This is a genomic window from Amycolatopsis arida (genome assembly GCF_900115565.1).
Taxonomy (GTDB): Bacteria; Actinomycetota; Actinomycetes; order Mycobacteriales; family Pseudonocardiaceae; genus Yuhushiella; species Yuhushiella arida.
In genome coordinates this window covers 287,720-304,701 of record NZ_FOWW01000008.1, presented here as the reverse complement: position 1 = coordinate 304,701, position 16,982 = coordinate 287,720, and the positions used below count along the sequence as shown (strand labels likewise).

At 72.8% G+C, this 16,982-nt stretch carries 12 protein-coding genes and 4 tRNA genes; 6 read left to right on the top strand and 10 right to left on the bottom strand.

Annotation, left to right across the window (positions count from 1 at the left end):
* On the bottom strand, positions 1 to 1,007 hold a 1,007-nt coding region (locus BM051_RS22270; RefSeq protein WP_243859704.1), incomplete at its 3' end, for an RHS repeat domain-containing protein.
* Between the two features lie 389 nt (positions 1,008 to 1,396).
* On the opposite strand from BM051_RS22270, the gene BM051_RS22265 reads away from it, so the two are divergent.
* A complete protein-coding gene (locus tag BM051_RS22265) occupies positions 1,397 to 3,142 on the top strand; it encodes a delta-60 repeat domain-containing protein (RefSeq protein ID WP_243859703.1) in 1,746 nt (581 codons plus the stop codon).
* A 329-nt stretch (positions 3,143 to 3,471) separates the two neighbouring features.
* Here the strand turns inward: BM051_RS22265 and BM051_RS22260 are convergent.
* The 4 genes from BM051_RS22260 to BM051_RS22245 all read right to left on the bottom strand — a co-directional run bounded on the left by BM051_RS22260 (position 3,472) and on the right by BM051_RS22245 (position 4,291).
* Positions 3,472 to 3,546 (bottom strand) — tRNA-Val (locus BM051_RS22260).
* A 1-nt stretch (position 3,547) separates the two neighbouring features.
* Positions 3,548 to 3,619: transfer RNA gene (locus tag BM051_RS22255), tRNA-Cys, on the bottom strand.
* Between the two features lie 59 nt (positions 3,620 to 3,678).
* Positions 3,679 to 3,751 (bottom strand) — tRNA-Gly (locus BM051_RS22250).
* 114 nt (positions 3,752 to 3,865) lie between these two features.
* Positions 3,866 to 4,291: an SsgA family sporulation/cell division regulator gene (locus tag BM051_RS22245; RefSeq protein ID WP_092533747.1), complete on the bottom strand. Its 426-nt coding sequence runs from the start codon at positions 4,289 to 4,291 to the stop codon at positions 3,866 to 3,868.
* A 397-nt stretch (positions 4,292 to 4,688) separates the two neighbouring features.
* On the opposite strand from BM051_RS22245, the gene BM051_RS22240 reads away from it, so the two are divergent.
* Positions 4,689 to 4,760 (top strand) — tRNA-Val (locus BM051_RS22240).
* Positions 4,761 to 5,065: 305 nt separating this feature from the next.
* On the top strand, positions 5,066 to 6,643 hold the full coding sequence (locus tag BM051_RS22235; protein ID WP_092533744.1) for a sugar transferase: 1,578 nt from the start codon (positions 5,066 to 5,068) through the stop codon (positions 6,641 to 6,643).
* On the opposite strand, the gene BM051_RS22230 is transcribed toward BM051_RS22235, so the two are convergent.
* Positions 6,637 to 7,824 carry a glycosyltransferase family 4 protein gene (locus BM051_RS22230; protein ID WP_243859701.1) on the bottom strand — a complete coding sequence of 396 codons (1,188 nt, stop codon included), beginning with the start codon at positions 7,822 to 7,824 and terminating at the stop codon, positions 6,637 to 6,639. The two genes, BM051_RS22235 and BM051_RS22230, sit on opposite strands and share 7 nt — an antisense overlap.
* Positions 7,821 to 9,092 (bottom strand): O-antigen ligase family protein, encoded by a 1,272-nt coding sequence (locus BM051_RS22225; protein ID WP_092533741.1) that lies wholly within the window; start codon positions 9,090 to 9,092, stop codon positions 7,821 to 7,823. Before BM051_RS22225 ends, BM051_RS22230 begins: the two co-directional genes overlap by 4 nt.
* Before the next feature lie 116 nt (positions 9,093 to 9,208).
* Between BM051_RS22225 and BM051_RS22220 the strand changes: the two genes are divergently transcribed.
* Both BM051_RS22220 and BM051_RS22215 read left to right on the top strand, forming a co-directional pair.
* On the top strand, positions 9,209 to 10,345 hold the full coding sequence (locus BM051_RS22220; RefSeq protein ID WP_092533738.1) for a DUF1972 domain-containing protein: 1,137 nt from the start codon (positions 9,209 to 9,211) through the stop codon (positions 10,343 to 10,345).
* A 104-nt stretch (positions 10,346 to 10,449) separates the two neighbouring features.
* Entirely contained in the window at positions 10,450 to 12,138 is a 1,689-nt protein-coding gene (locus BM051_RS22215; protein WP_092533735.1) for a delta-60 repeat domain-containing protein, read from the top strand.
* Between the two features lie 64 nt (positions 12,139 to 12,202).
* Here the strand turns inward: BM051_RS22215 and BM051_RS22210 are convergent, their stop codons facing one another.
* The 3 genes from BM051_RS22210 to BM051_RS22200 are packed head-to-tail and all read right to left on the bottom strand — an operon-like array spanning position 12,203 to position 15,145.
* Positions 12,203 to 13,960, bottom strand: coding sequence for a right-handed parallel beta-helix repeat-containing protein (locus BM051_RS22210; RefSeq protein ID WP_092533732.1), 1,758 nt, complete (start codon positions 13,958 to 13,960; stop codon positions 12,203 to 12,205).
* A gap of 10 nt (positions 13,961 to 13,970) precedes the next feature.
* The gene (locus BM051_RS22205; RefSeq protein WP_092533729.1) at positions 13,971 to 14,387 is read right to left on the bottom strand and encodes an FAD synthase family protein; all 417 of its coding nucleotides are present in this window, start codon (positions 14,385 to 14,387) and stop codon (positions 13,971 to 13,973) included.
* The gene (locus BM051_RS22200; RefSeq protein WP_092533726.1) at positions 14,384 to 15,145 is read right to left on the bottom strand and encodes a CDP-alcohol phosphatidyltransferase family protein; all 762 of its coding nucleotides are present in this window, start codon (positions 15,143 to 15,145) and stop codon (positions 14,384 to 14,386) included. The genes BM051_RS22205 and BM051_RS22200 overlap by 4 nt, the downstream gene beginning before the upstream one ends.
* A gap of 315 nt (positions 15,146 to 15,460) precedes the next feature.
* Between BM051_RS22200 and BM051_RS22195 the strand changes: the two genes are divergently transcribed.
* Positions 15,461 to 16,981: a P-loop NTPase family protein gene (locus tag BM051_RS22195; RefSeq protein WP_177216986.1), complete on the top strand. Its 1,521-nt coding sequence runs from the start codon at positions 15,461 to 15,463 to the stop codon at positions 16,979 to 16,981.
* Position 16,982: the final 1 nt, after the last annotated feature.

Sequence of the window (16,982 nt, the reverse complement as noted above, 5' to 3'; positions counted from 1 at the left end):
TAGTCGAAGCGGGTGTTCGACGTGCCCGACCGACCCGGGATGCGCACCTCGACGACCCGGTCGGAACCGTCGTAGAGCAGGCGGGTGCGCTTGTGGGCGGGGTCCTCGAGCAGGGTGAGGTTGCCCGCGGCGTCGTATTGCAGGTAGGTGGTCTTACCATCGCGATCGGTGTACTCGGCCAACTGCCCCGCCTGGTTGTACCGATAGGAGCCGGCGGTGGTGCCGGTCGGATCGGTCAGCTTCGTGATGCGCCCCGCGTCGTCGTAGGCGACGGTGGTGACCCGGCCCTGCGAGTCGGTGATCGAGGCCAACAAGCCGGCACTGGTGTAGCGCACGGTGTTGACGTTGTCGTTGCGATCGGCCTGGGACAGCAACCAGCCCTGCGCGTCGAACATCCAGACGTCCTTGTCGTCGTTGAACGTCAGCTCATAGTTGCCGTTGTCCAGGCGTTCGAGTTCGGCGGGCACACCCGGCGCCGGGGTGTAGCCGCCCCCGTCAGTGGCGCTGTAGCGGGCGCAGTAGCCGGACTCGCCGTGCAACACCACGTCCCCACCATCGAAGGTCAGCCCGAGATCCGGGCCGGTGTTGAGCGACCAGCCGGTGCCGAACGCACCGGCGCCAGGCAACTTGCTGTTGTACACGTGGCTCAGTGACAGGTTCTGGCCCGTGCCCCGGATGGACAGGTCGCGCGCGGTAATGACCACGTTGCCGTTATGGGTGTTGACCAGCAGTTCCGAGCGGTCGGACACCGGGAAACGCTCGAACGGGTACTGCCGCAGGATCCCGGTCGCGACGTTCTCGTCACAGGGCACCGACGCCACACCGGCTTCACCGCCCCACGGACGCCCCGGCGGGGCCCCGCCCGCCGGGGTGCGGTTCAGCTCGGCCGGTGGGGCCCACGCCGAGGACGGCACCGACAGCCCGCCTTCCGGTTCCGCCGCGACCGCGGGCTGGACCGCCACACCGGGCACCGTGGCGATGATCGCGGCGATCGCCGCGGTGGACATTCCGCGCAGTGCCAGGCCCCACGCAGGTCTGTATCTCATTCGGACCAACATTCCTCCCCGTTACGCCCACCCCGACAGAGATCCCGATAACCCCCTGGGCGACACCCGGGACACTAGGGGCAAACCGAAATCCGCGACACAACGACGGAGAGACAATCACCCCAACGGCCCAACCCCCGCAAACATTCACCATCAACCACTGCCCGGACGGAGCACCACCGCGCAGCCCACCGATTCAGTCTCTCCCATACCTTACCTTTCGGTTGAGCTGGAACGCTGCACGGTTTAGCCCACTTGTCTAGCGGTGTCGAACTAGCTAGATTCGGCATGGTGTGGCGGGATCCCGGGGTTGCGCACGACGGTCAAGTGACCTTACCGTTGCGGCTAAAGTGGGAGTCTTCGCCATCAGCACGGACCATGACCGGCGCTTGTGTCGTGTCGTCGTGTGCAGCCATTCCTTCCAGGGGGAGATCATGTTTCGAAATTTGGCATGGAGACGCGTATTCGCTGTTGCCCTGGCCGGTGCTGTGATCTCTGGCGTCGCAGTTCCGACCGGGCACGCCTCACCAGCCGAGCCGCTGCCGGTGCCGGTCACCGCAGGCGGGCTGCCGACGCCGCAGACCGACGGGATCGTGTTCTCGGTCGTCATCGTCGGCGACACCGCCTACGCCGGTGGCCGGTTCCAGAAGGCCCGCCCCGCGGGCGTCGCCCCTGGAGGGCCGGGTGAGGTGGCCCGCACCAACCTGCTGGCCTTCGACGTCACCACCGGCGACCTGCTGCCGTGGGCACCGCGGGTGAGCAACCCGGACACCCTGCCCAACCGCCCGGGCAACACCTGCCGCCAACTCGAGTCCGGCGAATGGACCTGCGACACCGTCTTCCGACTCGAAACCTCCCCCGACGGCCGTCACCTCTACGTCGGCGGCGACTTCGCCAAAATCAACGACCAGTGGCACTCCCGCCTCGCTCGCTTCGACACCACCACCGGTCAACTCGACACTGACTTCACCCCGACCGTCGCCGGCCGAGTGCGCGGGATCGCCGTCACCGACGACACCGTCTACCTCGGCGGCGCGTTCACCCGCGTCAACACCACACCCCGCCAACGGCTGGCCGCGCTCGCCACCACCGGCACAGTCACCGACTGGGCACCAACCGTGGACGGCGACGTGCACGCCCTGGCCGCCGCCCCCGGACACGACCGGGTCCTCCTCGGCGGCTCCTTTGACACCGTCAACGGCGCCACCCACCACGCCATGATGGCCGTCCACGCTTCGACCGGCGCCAACGCACCCTGGAACGCCTCCGTCCCAGCCGGGACGGAAGTAGTCACCGACATCGCCATCGACGACACCGGAACCGCCTACTACGGCGCCTACGACCACGGTGGCCAAGCGATCAAGTTCGAAGGGCGCGCCGCCATCGACATCCCCACTGGCACGCCACGCTGGTGGGACGGCTGCTACGGCGACACCCAAGCCCTCGCCACCGCAGGCGGCGTGCTCTACAGCGCCTCCCACACCCACGACTGCACCGCCAGCAACGCCGCCATCCCCCCACCCGGCCGCGAGCGCTACTACCGGCTACTCGCCGAAACCACCACCGCCACCAACACAGCGACCGTCAGCGCCAATCACGTGACAGCGGGCGACCCGATCCCCACCGTGCTGCCCTGGTTCCCCACCATCAACGCCGGACCACCCGACTCGGCCTGGCAGCACGGACCCTGGGCCATCGACGCCACCACCGACTGGGTCGTCGCCGGCGGCGAGTTCACCACCGTCAACGGCCAACCCCAGCAAAGCCTCACCCGCTTCGCCGCCCGCCACGTGCCCGGCGCGAAGAACTACGGCCCCCAATTCCCCTTCCGCGCACCCCAGCTCACCCGAAACCCCGACGGCCACGTCGTGATCACCTGGCAGGCCACTTGGTCCGGCCAAACCTCCGACATCCGCTACGAAATCATCCGCCAAAGCACCCCCCAACCCATCCACACCCTCACCCGATCATCCCGACCCTGGGACCTCCCCCACCTCACCTACACCGACCACGCGCACACCGCCGGCACCTACCGCATCCGCGCCATCGACACCGACGGCACCCGCATCAGCAGCCCCTCCACCACCATCGAATAGCGCGGCTGCAACCGCGGCCAGTCCAGCGGTCCCCATCTGCACTTCCAGGTCGAACCCGGCGGACACCCCGTCGACCCGCGTGCCTACCACCAGCAATACACCGCGCTACCACTTGTGCGGCCGTGTGTCACGTGTGGTGGTCCAAGACCACGCTGGGAGTGCGGGACCGCGCTGCCGTCCACGGTCTGCCTGGTTAGGCCGTCGCGCGGTGAACACAGATGGGGGTGAACACAGTAAGACAAGATCAACTGCTCCCATCCGTGCTCCCAGCGACGACGAAACCCCCTCCGGAGGTGATCACCGAAGGGGGTTTGACCTGGGAAGACAGGTGGTGCGCGATACTGGGATCGAACCAGTGACCTCTACCGTGTCAAGGTAGCGCTCTCCCGCTGAGCTAATCGCGCGAGGCGGAGGCGGGAATCGAACCCGCGTACAGGGCTTTGCAGGCCCTTGCCTGAACCACTCGGCCACTCCGCCGGTCCCGGTCGGCGACACCGTCGCCTGGCCGGCTTCACTGCGGGGTGCCGCCGCAGCCGAGCGGACGACGGGACTCGAACCCGCGACCCTCACCTTGGCAAGGTGATGCGCTACCAACTGCGCTACGTCCGCATTCCACGCTCCGCCGGGCCCTTCGACCCGGTGTCGCGGTGACGCCAGGAACTCTATCGGACCCGCCAACCGGCGATGACACGGGGGTGGCCACTGCGTGTCCCTGCGTCGTGATCAGGTCAGATCGTTCGGAATCAGGTGGGTCAGTGCCTCGTCGACGTCCACCCAGAGGTGCTCGTTGCCGGGCAGCACGACGTCGTAGGTCCGGTCCAGGAAGTCGGCCAGCTCCTGCGCCGACGCCTCGAACATGGCGTGTCCGGACGGGGAGTTGAGCTCGATCAACACCGCCTCAGGGTCCTCCACCGACGGCCGGATCCGCACGTCGCCGTCGCCGGCCTCCGCGAGCAGGCCGTCGGCGAGCAGGTCACGTGCGTACACCCACTCCACCCAGCCGGCCCGGCCGGTCCGGAACGCCGCGACGACGGCATACGGGTCGCGCGTGTCGTACCGCAGCTCCACCTTCACCGGGACCGCCGGCGTCCGCGGCGCCAGCAGATCGAACACCGCGGTCGACCGGAGCGTCACGTGATCGTTTCGCATCGTCCTACCCTTCTGCTCCCTTCCCGGTCAGTCTGACCGAGCTCCGCCGGTGAGACGTCCCCGGGGGCCGACTCGCTCGCCGTTGGGCCGGAGATCACCCGTACGGGGCCATCCGGACCACCCGTCCCGACCTCTCCACTGGCGCCACCCTGCGCGGGCGATCCCGATGATCGTTCACGCGTACATACTGCTCGGTTCGGCGCTGGCGCGATAGCACCGTCGCGCGAATGCCGCACGTGACCTCCGTCCCCTCGCCGCGTACTCCCGCCGGGACAGCCCCGACTAGCACACGGTTGTTCGCTCCGTGCCCGCTGGTGCGCGGTGCGTGCGCGCCGAGGAACCACCCGAATGTCGGGCCCCCGAAGGCGTGCGGTACTGTTCTGTCCGTACCGCGAGGGGGCGATTAGCTCAGCGGGAGAGCGCTTCGTTCACACCGAAGAGGTCACTGGTTCGATCCCAGTATCGCCCACGCACCACTCCATGGTCGGGCCCGGCGCACGCCGGGCCCTTTCTTTTTCAGTTCTCTCCGGGATGTCCCCGGCGAGCCGGGTGACGTTGCCCCGGCCGACGGGAGAGCCCACCTGGCTCTATCACAGAGGGTAACGAAGATCGGGGCCTCTGGTCGGCTTTTTCATGCGTTCGGTGTAATTCTATCGCAGGTTTGCCGGGTAACGTGCAGGTCAGAGTGGTCGATACCACGACAAGCGTCACACGGCAGTGTCACGCACCGTTGTGTCGCCACTCACCCTGCGCCTGGCACAGGAGGGCCCCGGCATGGCCGACCCCCGTCGACCGTCACCGCCCGCCGCCCGCTCCGACCCGTCTCCGAGCCGCTCCGACCCCACTTCGGCAACGACCCCGCCGGAGCCACCACGCCCGCCCCCGCTGGTGGCGGTGTTCTCGGTCACGCCCTCGGCGCCCGGAGCTCCCGAGAAGTGGCCGCCCACCCTGCCGTTCACGGCGTGGGAACGCCGCTACCGGGCCGTGGTGGTCGTCACCGACGTCGTGGCCACCATCACGGTGACCGGGATCGCGGCCGCACTGCTGCCCGGTACGTCGGACCAGCGGGTGCCGCCGCTCTGGCTCGCCACCGGCACGGCACTGGCCGTGCTGGCCGCGCTGCCGCTCGCCAGGGCGTGGCACCAGGGTCCGCTCGGCGCGGGTCCCGAGGAGTTCCACCGGCTCGGTCGCGGGCTGGTCGGCGCCGCCGTGCTGGTCGCGTTCATCGGGCTGCTGGCGGGGGTGCTCGCCGTGCGGCCCTGCGTGTTCGTGGTGCTCCCGGCCCTCGCGGCCGTGCTGTTCCCGCAGCGGTACCTGCTCCGCCGGCTGCTGCACCGGGCCCGCCGGCGCGGCCGGTGCCTGCTCCCGGTGCTGGCCGCCGGCGACCCGACGACGCTGCGCGACCTAATCGAGCGCACCCGGCAGGAGTCGCACGTCGGGTGGCGAGTCGAGGCGGTGTGCACCTCCGCACCCGCGGCGCTGGCCCGTGGCGCGGTGGCTGGCGTGCCGGTGGTCGGCACCCTCGACCAGCTCGCCGACCACGTCCGCCGCGGCGGCTACCGAGTGGTGGCGGTGACGGCCGACCCGTACTGGAGCCCGGACCGGTTGCGGCGGCTGGCGTGGGACCTGGAGGGCACGCCGGCCGAGATGGTCGTGGCGCCCGTCCTGATGGAGGTCGCCGGCCCCCGGCTGCACGTGTCCGCCGTGCTCGGGATGCCGCTGCTGCGGGTCGCCGCCCCGCGGCTCACCGGCGGCCGGCGGGTGATCAAGGAGGTGGCCGACCGGGTCGGGGCGGCGATGCTGCTGGCGCTGCTGGCGCCCCTGCTGCTGGTGATCGCCGCCGCGATCCGGCTCGGCGACGGCGGCCCCTCGCTCTACCGGCAGCGGCGGGTCGGCCGGGACGGCCGGGAGTTCACCCTGCTCAAGTTCCGCACGATGGTCGTCGGCGCCGACCGGCTGCGGCCGCGGCTGCGCCAGGACAACGAGGCCACCGGCCCGCTGTTCAAGATGCGCAGGGACCCCCGGGTCACCCGGGTCGGCCAGGTGCTGCGTCGGTACTCGCTGGACGAGCTGCCGCAGCTGGTCAACGTCCTGGCCGGCCGGATGTCGCTGGTCGGACCGCGCCCGCCGCTGCCGGAGGAAACCGCCGCGTACCCGCCCGACGCCCGCCGCCGGCTGCTGGTGAAGCCGGGGCTCACCGGGCTGTGGCAGGTCAGCGGGCGCAGCGACCTCAGCTGGTCGGAGAGCGTGCGGCTCGACCTGCGCTACGTCGAGGACTGGTCGCTCGCCCTGGACCTGGTGATCCTGTGGAAGACCCTGCGCGCCGTGCTCACCGGCCACGGGGCCTACTGAGGCGCCGGCCGGGAACCCGCGAGCTCCTCCACCGCCGCGGCGACCCGCTGCCGGTACCGCCGGGGCGCGAACCGCTCGGCGGCGGCCGCGCGGGCCGCCAGCGCCCGCTCCCGGGCCACCGGCCAGTCGTCGAGCACCGCGGCGATGCCCCCGGCCAGCGCCGCGGGGTCGCCGGCGGCCACCACCAGGCCGTGCCGCCCGTGCCCGACCGTCTCCGGCAGCCCCTGCGCGTCGCTCACCACCACCGGCACGCCGGCCAACTGGGCCTCCACCGCGGTGTTGCCGAACGGCTCGACCCTGGACGGCACGACGGCGAGGTCGGCGTCGGCGTAGGCCGGCCAGACGTCGGCGGAGAAGCCGCGCAGCCGCACCGCGTCGGCGAGCCCGGCCGCGGTGATCCGGTCGCGCACCGCCCGCTCGTACCACTCGTACCCGGGGAAGACCGAGCCGAGCACGTCGAGCCGGACGTTCCGGCCGGCCCGGCGGAGCAGGGCCACCGCGTCGACGGCGACGTCGACGCCCTTGCGCGGCGACAGCCGGCCGACCAGCAGCACCCTGGCGGGCTCGCGGGGCGTGGCCGCGGGGCCGAGCGGTCGCGCCGGTCCGGCGACGCCGTTGTCGATCCGGCGGACCCGGCCGCGCAGCGGGGGCAGCGCCCGGGCCAGTGTTGCCTCGGTCGCCGCGCTGTTCACCAGCACCCGGCCGGCGGCCAGCAGGGGAGCGGCGAGCCCGACCCGCACCACGGCGGGGACGGCCTCCTCGGCCTCGTGCACGTGGGCCAGCACCGGCACCCGGCGCGCCCGGGCCAGCGGCAACCACAGCGGCACCGTGACGGTGTTGACGTAGATCAGGTCGGGCCGCTCGGCCCGCAGCAGCCGCAGCATCGGGCGCACCGCGCGGGCCGCGTCGAGCGCCAGCCGGGCCAGCCCGGCCGGCCGCAGCGCCGCCTTGCGCAGCACCGGCACCGGGCAGCGTGCCACCCGCGCGCCGGCCGCGCGGACCGCGGGCAGCAGCGGCCCCTCGCCGGGAACGGTCACCACGACCCGCCAGCCGGCGTCGACCATCGCGGCCACCGACTCCACGACCATCCGGTCGGAGCCGTACAGCTCGGCCGAGCCGTGCGCGAGCAGCACGCTCCGCCCGCCCGCGATGGTCACTGGTTCGCTCGCGAGCTCGCTCACGGTGACCCCGTCCGGTGCGCGACGGCGACCCAGGCCAGCAGCACGAACAGCCAGGTGCACAGCGCCGTCGCCGGCGCTCCCATCCCCTCGGTGAACACCGAGTTGGCCAGCATCGCCAGCAGCACGGACAGCACGACCATCCGCTCGACTCGCAGCGCCGGCCGGGTCCTGGCCAGCCGCAGCGCGGTGACCAGCAGCGCGGCGAGCAGCGCCAGCCACACCAGCGCCCCGACGGTTCCGGTGTCGACCAGCAGGTTGACCAGCGCGTTGTGCCCGCCGCCGAGGCCGATGCGCTCGAGGAACAGCCCGCGGGAGGCGGTGAGCCCGTAGCCGTACAGCGGCTGCCGCGCGAACAGCTCGATCGCGTACTCCCACAGGTCGGTCCGCGAGTTGAGGGTGGCCAGCCGCTCGGCCGACTCGCCGCGGGCGAAGTACGCCTCGATCCACCGGCCCGCGCCCAGCACGGCCACGACCAGCACCGTCGTGGAGACCAGCGCCGCCTCCACCCGGCGCCGCCCGCGCCAGCGGGTCCACAGGACCACCAGCACGCCCACCACGGCCCCGGCGACGGCCCCGCGGGTCTTCGTCGCCACCAGCCCACCGGCGCAGACCGCCAGCAGGGCCCAGTACGCCGGCGGCGGCCACCGCGGCCCGGTGCGCGCCAAACCGCCGGTGAGGGCGTAGGCGGTGAGCAGCACCACCGCCACCGCCAGCATCGAGCCGGCCTGCACCGGGTGCACGTACAGCCAGGTGAACCGGTCCGGCTGGGTCGGCAGCCGGGGGAACGGGACGAGCACCCCGAACACCACCGACCCGGCCATCAGCACCGCGTAGGCGTGCGCGACCCGGTGCAGCGCGGCGTCGTCGGCGTGCCGGGCGATCGACCGGCTCAGCGCCAGCAGGACCAGCACCTGCGCGCCGCGGACCAGCGCCAACTCCGGGTAGGGCGCGTACAGCGCCGACCCGGCGAGCACCACGGCATAGGCGTAGGCCAGGTAGGTGACCGGGAGCTCGGCACGGCGGAGCCGGCTGCCCGGCCGGAACCGGAGGAAGAGCAGGACCGCGACCAGCGCGTAGAGGCCGATCTCCAGCAGCACGAACGGGTCGGGCTCACCGGCGACGGCCTGGTCGTTCGGCCGCAGCCGCCACTTGTACTCACTGGCGACGACCAGGGTGAGCACCGCCGCGGCGGGCCACCACTGGCCGGCCGCGGCCCGGACGCCGCGGAGGGAACGGCCGGCGGGCAGCGGTGCCGTGGACGGAGTCATCGGGTCCTCACCGCAGGGGCCGACCCTGCGCGGTGCGACGAAGCGGTGTAACGAAAACGAGGCGTGCTCACATTACCAAGGAGACCGGACACACCCCGGACCTCGATCGGTGGGCGATGCGCATCTCGATGATCGGCACGCGCGGTGTCCCCGCCCGCTACGGCGGGTTCGAGACCTGCGTCGAGGAGGTCGGCCGGCGCCTGGTCGCCCGCGGCCACGAGGTGACGGTGTACTGCCGCACGGCCGGGGCCGCGGCCGACCGGCCCGAGCGGCACCTCGGCATGCGCCTGGTGCACCTGCCCGCGCTGCGCCGCAAGACCCTGGAGACGTTGAGCCACACCGCGCTCTCGGTGCACCACGCGGTCGCCGACCGCCCCGACGTCGCGTTCGTGTTCAACGCCGCCAACGCGCCCCTGCTGCCGGTGCTGCGTCGCCGTGGCGTGCCGGTGGCCACCCACGTCGACGGGCTGGAGTGGCGGCGGGCCAAGTGGAGCGGGCTCGGCCGGCGCTACTACCGCGCCGCCGAGGCGCTCGCCGTGCGCTGGTCGGACGCGCTCGTCGCCGACGCGCTCGGCATCGCCGACTACTACGCCGACCGCTTCGGGGTGTGCGCCGACTACATCCCCTACGGCGCGCCGGTGCTCGGCGAGATCGGCGCCGGCCGGCTCGCCGAGCTGGACCTGCGACCGGCGCGCTACCACCTGGTGGTGGCCCGGTTCGAGCCGGAGAACCACGTCGATCTGGCGGTGGCCGGCTACGCGCGCAGCGCCGCGACGCTCCCGCTGGTGGTGGTCGGGTCCGCGCCCTACTCCGACGACTACACCGACAGGGTCCGCCGGCTGGCCGCCGCCCGGCCCGGGGTGCGGCTGCTCGGCCCGGTGTGGGACCAGGAGCTGCTGGACCAGCTCTACGCGCACGCGCTGACCTACGTGCACGGGCACTCCGTCGGCGGGACCAACCCGTCGCTGCTGCGGGCGATGGGCGCCGCGACCGCGACCTCCGCCTACGACGTGTCGTTCAACCGCGAGGTGCTGGGGGAGTACGGCCGCTTCTTCCGCAATGCCGGCGAGCTGGCGGCGTTGCTCGACGACGCGGAGGCCCGGCCGGAGGCGACGCTGGCCCGCGGGCGGGCGCAGGTCGCGTCGCTGCACCGGTACGAATGGGACGGGGTGGCCGGCAAGTACGCCGCGCTCGCGGCCCGCCTGTGCCGCCGGCCCGCCGACCGCAGGGACGGTGATCGCCTCCACCACTGAGTCCACTGTGTCTACCGAATCAACGTGTGTCTACTGTGTCTACCGCGTCCACTGAGATGTCCCTGCCGCCCGCTCCGTCCCCACCGAGCCGAGAAGGACGTGTCATGCCCCCTGCCCGACAGCGCCGACAGCGCCGACGGCGAGCGATGATCGCCGTGGTGGCGGCGACGGCGACCACCGCCGCGCTGGCCGCGCACCCGGCCGCGCCCGCGCGGGCCGCCGAGCCGGCGTTGCCCCCGACCGTGACCGCGGGAGCGATGCCCACCCCGCAGACCGACGGGATCGTGTTCACCGTCGCCATCGTCGGCGACGTCGTCTACGCCGGCGGCCGGTTCACCAGGGCCCGGCCGGCCGGGGCGGCGCCCGGCGGGCCCGGCGAGGTGCCGAGGACCAACCTCATGGCGTTCGACGTGCGCACCGGCGAGCTGCTGCCGTGGGCGCCGGCGGTGAGCGGCAGCGTGTTCACCTCGGCCACCGACCCCGGACCGTTCTGCCGGCAGGTCGGCACACAGCAGTACGTGTGCGACACGGTGTTCCGGATCGAGGCCGCACCGGATCGGCGCACCATCTACGTCGGCGGAGACTTCGACAAGATCGACGGCCAGTGGCGGTCGCGGATCGCGGCGTTCGACGCGGTCACCGGCGTGCTGGACACCGGGTTCCGGCCGCGGGTGGCCGGGCGGGTGCGGGGCATCTCGGTCACCGCGGACACGGTGTACCTCGGCGGGGGCTTCCGGTCGGTCGACGGTGTCGCCCGCGGCCGGCTGGCCGCGGTGGGTCGGGACGGCACGCTCCGGCCGTGGGCGCCGACCGCCGACGGTGAGGTGTTCGCCGTGCTGGCCGCGCCGGAGCACGGGCGGGTGCTGCTCGGTGGGGCGTTCCGCACGGTCAACGGTGAGGCCCGCAGCGCGATGATGGCGGTGGACGCCACCGGCGGGGCGAACGTGCCGTGGCAGGCGCGGGTGCCCGAAGGGCGCGAGGTGGTCACCGACATCGCCACCGACGGCGAGGGCACCGCCTACTTCGGTGCGTACCACACCGCCGGTGGTGGCCCGCGGTTCGAGGGCCGCGCGGCGATCGCCATCGCCGACGGCACGCCCAGGTGGTGGGACGGCTGCTATGGCGACACCCAGTCGGTGGCCGTGGCCGGCGGGGTGGTGTACGCGGCCTCGCACACCCACGACTGCTCCGCGATCGGCGCGGCGCCGGAGAACGGGCCGATCGACTACTACCGGCTCACCGCCGAGACGGCCGCCGCGGTGCGCACCGCCCCGGCGACCGTCAACCACGTGCGCGCCGGCGACCCGATCCCGGAGTTCCTGCCGTGGTTCCCCGGCACCAACAGCGGGCCGGCGGACAGCCACTTCAAGAACGGTCCGTGGGCGGTGGACGCGGACGGGCGATACGTCGTGGTCGGCGGCGAGTTCACCACGGTCAACGGCCGCCCGCAGCAGGGGCTGGTGCGGTTCGCCGTGCGAGGTGTGCCCGGTGCGGTGAACAAGGGACCGCAGACGCCGTTCCGGGCGCCCACCCTGAGCCGGGAGAACGGCACGACCGGCAGCCCGGTGATCCGCTGGACCACCACCTGGGACGGGCAGAACTCGGAGATCCGCTACGAGGTGATGCGGGTGGGCCGGTCGACGCCGCTGCACGCGGTGGAGGCGCGGTCCCGGCCGTGGGAGCTGCCGCAACTGAGCTACGTGGACCGCGAGGTCGACTCCGGCACGTACTGGATCCGCGCCGTCGACGCCGACGGCGAACGCATCGGCTCGCCCCAGGCCAGCATCGGCTAGCGTCGGACAAGCACAGTCACGCGTGCGTCTCCTTTCGGGTGGTGGGGGAGACGGCGGCGCCCCGTCAGGGCAGGATGCCGATGGAGGGGTGCGGGTCGGCGGGCACGCCGAGCGCGGCGGCCACCTCGGCGGGCAGCGGGCGGCCGGCGCGGAACCCCGGCGCGTCCGGGCGCAGCGCGTAGCTCCCATACCTGTCACCGCTCGCACCGGCCGGGTCGGTGAACGGGCTCCCGGTCGGCACGGCCTCGAGACCGTGCCGATCCGCGCCGGTCGCCGCGGTGAGCGCGGCGAGTGTCGGGTACGCCGCCGTTCGACCACCCCCGTGCGCCCACACCACCAGCGGAGCGGGGCCGGAGGGGCGCAGGTAGGCGTTGCCGTCGGCCACCGCGACGAACGGCTCGGGCCGGGGCGCCGCCTTGTGGTCGGCCGACTCGATCACCGGCGTGTCCGCGTCCTCCTGCGCGAAGAAGTTGTTCACCAGCGCGGTGTCCATGGTGTGCCAGGACAGCCCCCGCTCGACGGCGTAGGCGTCGAACTCCGGCGCGCGCGGGTCGTTGTACAGCCCGAGGCTCAGCCGATTGCCGGCGAACGTGTTGTGGTGCAGCCGCACGTGGTCGGAGCTGGAGACCTTCACCCCGCGGGCGTTGCCGGCCAGCACGTTCGACGCGATCAGCGCCCGCGCCGACACCTCGTAGTACAGCCCGTTGCCGGCGTTGCGCGCCGCGACGTTGCGCACCACCACCGCGTCGGTGCAGCCGAGGTCGCACCACCACCCGGTGCCGATGTTGTCCGCGAAGGTGTTGCCGGCGAAGTGCGGCCGTTTCGTCCGGGTGACCTTGGCCCCCGCCGCGCCGATCGCCTCCCCGGTCAGCGCGAACCGCTCCTGGTTGTTGCCGGTGAAGGAGCTGCCGGTGACCCGCAGGTCGTCCGCGCGGTTGGCGACCATCCCGACCAGCCCGTTGTTCCGGAACACGCTCCCGCGCACCCGTGCCCCCGGCTGGAACACACCGAGGCCGCTCGACGCCGACCACGCGAACGTCACGTTCTCGACGGTCACGTCGGGCGCGTTCACCACGATCATCGCGCCGCGCTTGCCGTAGTTCTGGTTCGTCGCGTAGTGCGCCACCCCGATGCCGCGCACCACGCTGCCCCCCGCGCCACCGTCGAACTGCAGCAGCCGGTCGAGCGCGGCGGCCTCCACCACCGCTCCGTCGGGGTCGTCGCCGATCACCAGCTCCTGCCGCTCCCGGTCCACGAAGAACGCGCCCGCGCCCACCGCCTCGGCGGTGCCGACCTGGCGCAGCGGCCGGTCGTCGACGAACACCATGTCCGGCAGCCCCGCCCACGGGTGCGCCGGGTCGATGATCGCCGGTACGAAGCAGGTGTGGCACAGCCGCACCGTCCACCCGGCGTGCCGCCACACCCGGCCGTCCCTGGCCCAGCGGTCCACCACCACGCTGCCCTTGAACCACACCCGCTCGCCCGGGTACGGCTGCACGGTGATCCGCTTGGTCACGTCGCCGACGGTCTGGCGGTAGGTGCCGCCGCGGACCACGATCGTGCCGCCGGCCGGCACCCGGCGCACGGCCGCCGCGAGGCTGCCCAGTGGCGCGGCCTCCGTCCCGGCCGCCGCGTCGTCCCCGCCTTCCGCGACGAACACCGCGCCCGCGGGCACCGGGTAGGCGAGAGCCGGAGGTGCCTCGACGGCGTCCGGCCGCGACGTCTCGGGTGCCGGGCGACTCGCGGCGGCGGTGACGGCGGTGGCGACGGCGACGAGGACGGCGAGCGCCAACACGCCGGGACGGGCGGCGCGAGCGGCCATGGCACGCCCCTCAGGACGGGATCGACATCAACCTGCGCAAAGCGCTGCTGGACGTGGAGAGCGTATAGGGAAAGTAGACGACGCGCGCGCCGACCGCGCCGAGCTCCGCCTCCAGCCGGTTCCCGCGCTCGGTGCCGCGCCAGTCGTCCCCCTTGAACAGTACGTCGAAGCGCAGCTCCCGCCACGAGTCCAGCTTGTCGACGTGCGGATCGGGTACCGCTTCGTCGACGTGCCGCACGCTGCGAACGATCTCCAGCCGCTCGGCGAACGGGATGATCGGTCGCTTGCCCTTCGCCTGGTGCACCACCTCGTCGGTCGCCACACCGGCGATGAGGTGGTCGCACTCGAGCCGGGCCCTGCGCAGAATGTTCAGGTGTCCGATGTGGAACATGTCGAACGCGCCGGGGGCGTAGCCGAGCACTGTCACGTCCGGCCCGTCCCGTCGTTCCCGCCGCCGGCGGGGGCGAGCCCGGCCATGTCGGTGAACCACTTCGGCAGCGCCATCAGCAGGAAGGCCAGATTGGCCAGGAACAGCAGCCCGTAGGTCACCGCGAACACGTCCCGGAAGCCGTACAGGAGGAACGCCAGGCAGAGCACGCCGTAGTCGGTCGGCACCACCAGCAACGACCGCACAACCGACGGCCGGGCCGACTCCGCCCTCCGCGCCCCGTGCACCCGGCGCAGCTGGTCGTTGAGGGTCATGCCGAAGAACAGCACGGCCGCGACCACGGTGAAGCCGATCGGCACCAGGAGGTGTCCGGCGGGAAGGTCGAAGAAGCGGTAGCCGGCGACCAGCACGGCCAGGTGCAGCGCGGACAGCTTCGCGGCGTCGACGACGTGGTCGAGCCACTCCCCGGCCGGGCTCCCGCCGCCGCGCAGCCGGGCGAGCTGGCCGTCGGCGGAGTCCAACGCGTAGCCGAGCACCAGCGCGGCGCACACCAGCAGCCCGACCAGGGGTGCCGGCTCGACCAGCGCGATCGTGGCGACGCCGGCGAACGTGCACACCGCGCTGACCGCGGTGACGACATTCGGGGAGAGTCCGAGATGGTAGGCCCCCGCGGCGAGGATGCCGCCGGCCCTGCGGTTGACGAAGCGCGAGTAGGCCGGCGCCCCACGGGCGCTCTTCTGCACGGACGGCAGCCGGGCCAACGCCGCGGCGAAGCCCGAGCTCTCGGGCCCGCTCATGGCGTGGACGGCCCGGACGCGTCCCGGTGCGAAAGCACGATCATTGGCACGCTTCCGGATGGGTGGGGTGGGGGAGTGGTGCCGGCGAATGTAGCAGGCTCGACCCCCTCCGTTCGGCTGCAATTCGGTTACACCGAACGACATTGGGCTGTTCGGGTTACCCGTGGTGCCGTGACGTGAGATAACCCACCTCCGATTGTGCGAAAGCGCATTCCGGACGATCCCGACCAGCCCATTGGCGACCGCGTCCGATGCGTTCTTCCTGCTACATTGGGCCCACTTCACGCTCGGTGGAACGATCGGAATGCCCTTCCCATGCACGACCAACCGGCACCGAAGGTGCTCGACTCGCTCTGGCGGTACCGGTGGAGCTCGCTGGCGGTGGTGCTGGGCGTCGTCGTGCTGAGCGTGGCGGTCTCCCTGCTGACCGCGGACCGGGCCACCGCGCAGGCACGGATCGTGCTCAAGGCACCGGACCGGGCCGGCCTGGTCGGCGTGGAGGCGCCGAGCGAGTCCGCCTTCGTCCGGTACGTGAACCAGCGGGCGCTGTTCGCCGGGTCGGATCGGGTGCTCACCGCCGCGGCGGCGAAGGTCGGCGACCCGCCGGTGTCCGAGCTGCGCGAGCAGGTGACCGCGGAGGCGTCGGCCAACGGCGACTCGATCGTCGTGCGGGTCACCGCCGACGACTACGCCGCGTCGGCCGCGCTGGCCGAGGCGGTCGTCGGCGCCTACCAGGACGAGTCCCGCGCGGACGTGCGGGCCGCCGCGCAGAAGCTGGTGGACACGCTCGCCGCCCGCCGTGCGGCGATCCTCGCCTCGATCCCGGACGTCCCGGAGGCCTCCCGGTCGGTCGAGCCGAACTACTCCGCCGCCGGGCAGTCGCTGAGCGAGCTGGACAAGCAGGTGACCCAGGTCCGCGCCGCCGCCGAGCAGTTCGGTGACGGGGTGTCGTTCGTCGACAGGGCCGTCCCCGACCCTGCGGCCGGCGGCGCGGGCGCGCGGAACGCGGTGCTGGGGCTGGCGCTCGGCCTGCTCGCCGCCGCGGCGCTGGCGTGGCTGCGGGCCGACCGCGACCGCAGGGTGCGCGACGTCGACGACCTCGCCGGCGTGGTGGAGGAACCGGTGCTGGCCGAGGTGGAGACGCTGGTCCCGCCGGAGCTGGCCGCGCTGCGCGAGGTGGGCAGCCCGCCGCTGTGGCCGTACCAGTTCGCCGCCGCCAGCCTGCGCACGGCGGTCGACCGCGGCGTCGTCGTGGTGACCACCCCCGGGCGGGGCGACGGTGCCACGACCGCGACCCTGCAGATGGCCACCACCGCGGCCCGCGGCGGCTCGCGGGTGCTGGTGGTGGACGCGGCGGTCCGCTCGCACGGGCTGTCCGACCTGCTCGGGTTGCGCTACGACCGGCAGGGCCTGACCTCGATCGCGGTCGGCGCCGCCCGGCTGGAGGACTGCGTCCGAGTGATCGACCTCGGCGACCAGGTACCGCTGTGGGTGATCCCGGCCGGCCAGTACGAGGAGGCCACCCTCGACCACTTCCGATCCAGCCTGCTGCGCGCCGCGGTCGCCGCGATGCGGGCCGGCTACGACCTCGTGCTCGTCGACTCGCCGCCGCCGGCGATCGCCCCCGAGGTGACGCCGCTGGTCCGCGAGTCCGACGGCGTGGTCGTGGTCGTCCGGCGGGACCGGGAGACCCGGGTGGTGCACCGGCTGCGCGACCAGGTGCGGCTGCTCGGCGGCGCGATCATCGGGTACCTGTTCACGTTCGTCCCCCCGCGCAGCGAGACCCCGCGGCGGGACCTGCCGACACCGCTGGCCCCGTTGCGCAGGGCGCGGTAGC

Coding starts and splice junctions, on each gene's coding strand:
- BM051_RS22245 (WP_092533747.1), bottom strand. CDS start 4,291: ATGCGAAACGATCACGTGACGCTCCGGTCGACCGCGGTGTTCGATCTG.
- BM051_RS22235 (WP_092533744.1), top strand. CDS start 5,066: ATGGCCGACCCCCGTCGACCGTCACCGCCCGCCGCCCGCTCCGACCCG.
- BM051_RS22225 (WP_092533741.1), bottom strand. CDS start 9,092: ATGACTCCGTCCACGGCACCGCTGCCCGCCGGCCGTTCCCTCCGCGGC.
- BM051_RS22220 (WP_092533738.1), top strand. CDS start 9,209: ATGCGCATCTCGATGATCGGCACGCGCGGTGTCCCCGCCCGCTACGGC.
- BM051_RS22215 (WP_092533735.1), top strand. CDS start 10,450: ATGCCCCCTGCCCGACAGCGCCGACAGCGCCGACGGCGAGCGATGATC.
- BM051_RS22210 (WP_092533732.1), bottom strand. CDS start 13,960: ATGGCCGCTCGCGCCGCCCGTCCCGGCGTGTTGGCGCTCGCCGTCCTC.
- BM051_RS22200 (WP_092533726.1), bottom strand. CDS start 15,145: ATGAGCGGGCCCGAGAGCTCGGGCTTCGCCGCGGCGTTGGCCCGGCTG.
- BM051_RS22195 (WP_177216986.1), top strand. CDS start 15,461: ATGCACGACCAACCGGCACCGAAGGTGCTCGACTCGCTCTGGCGGTAC.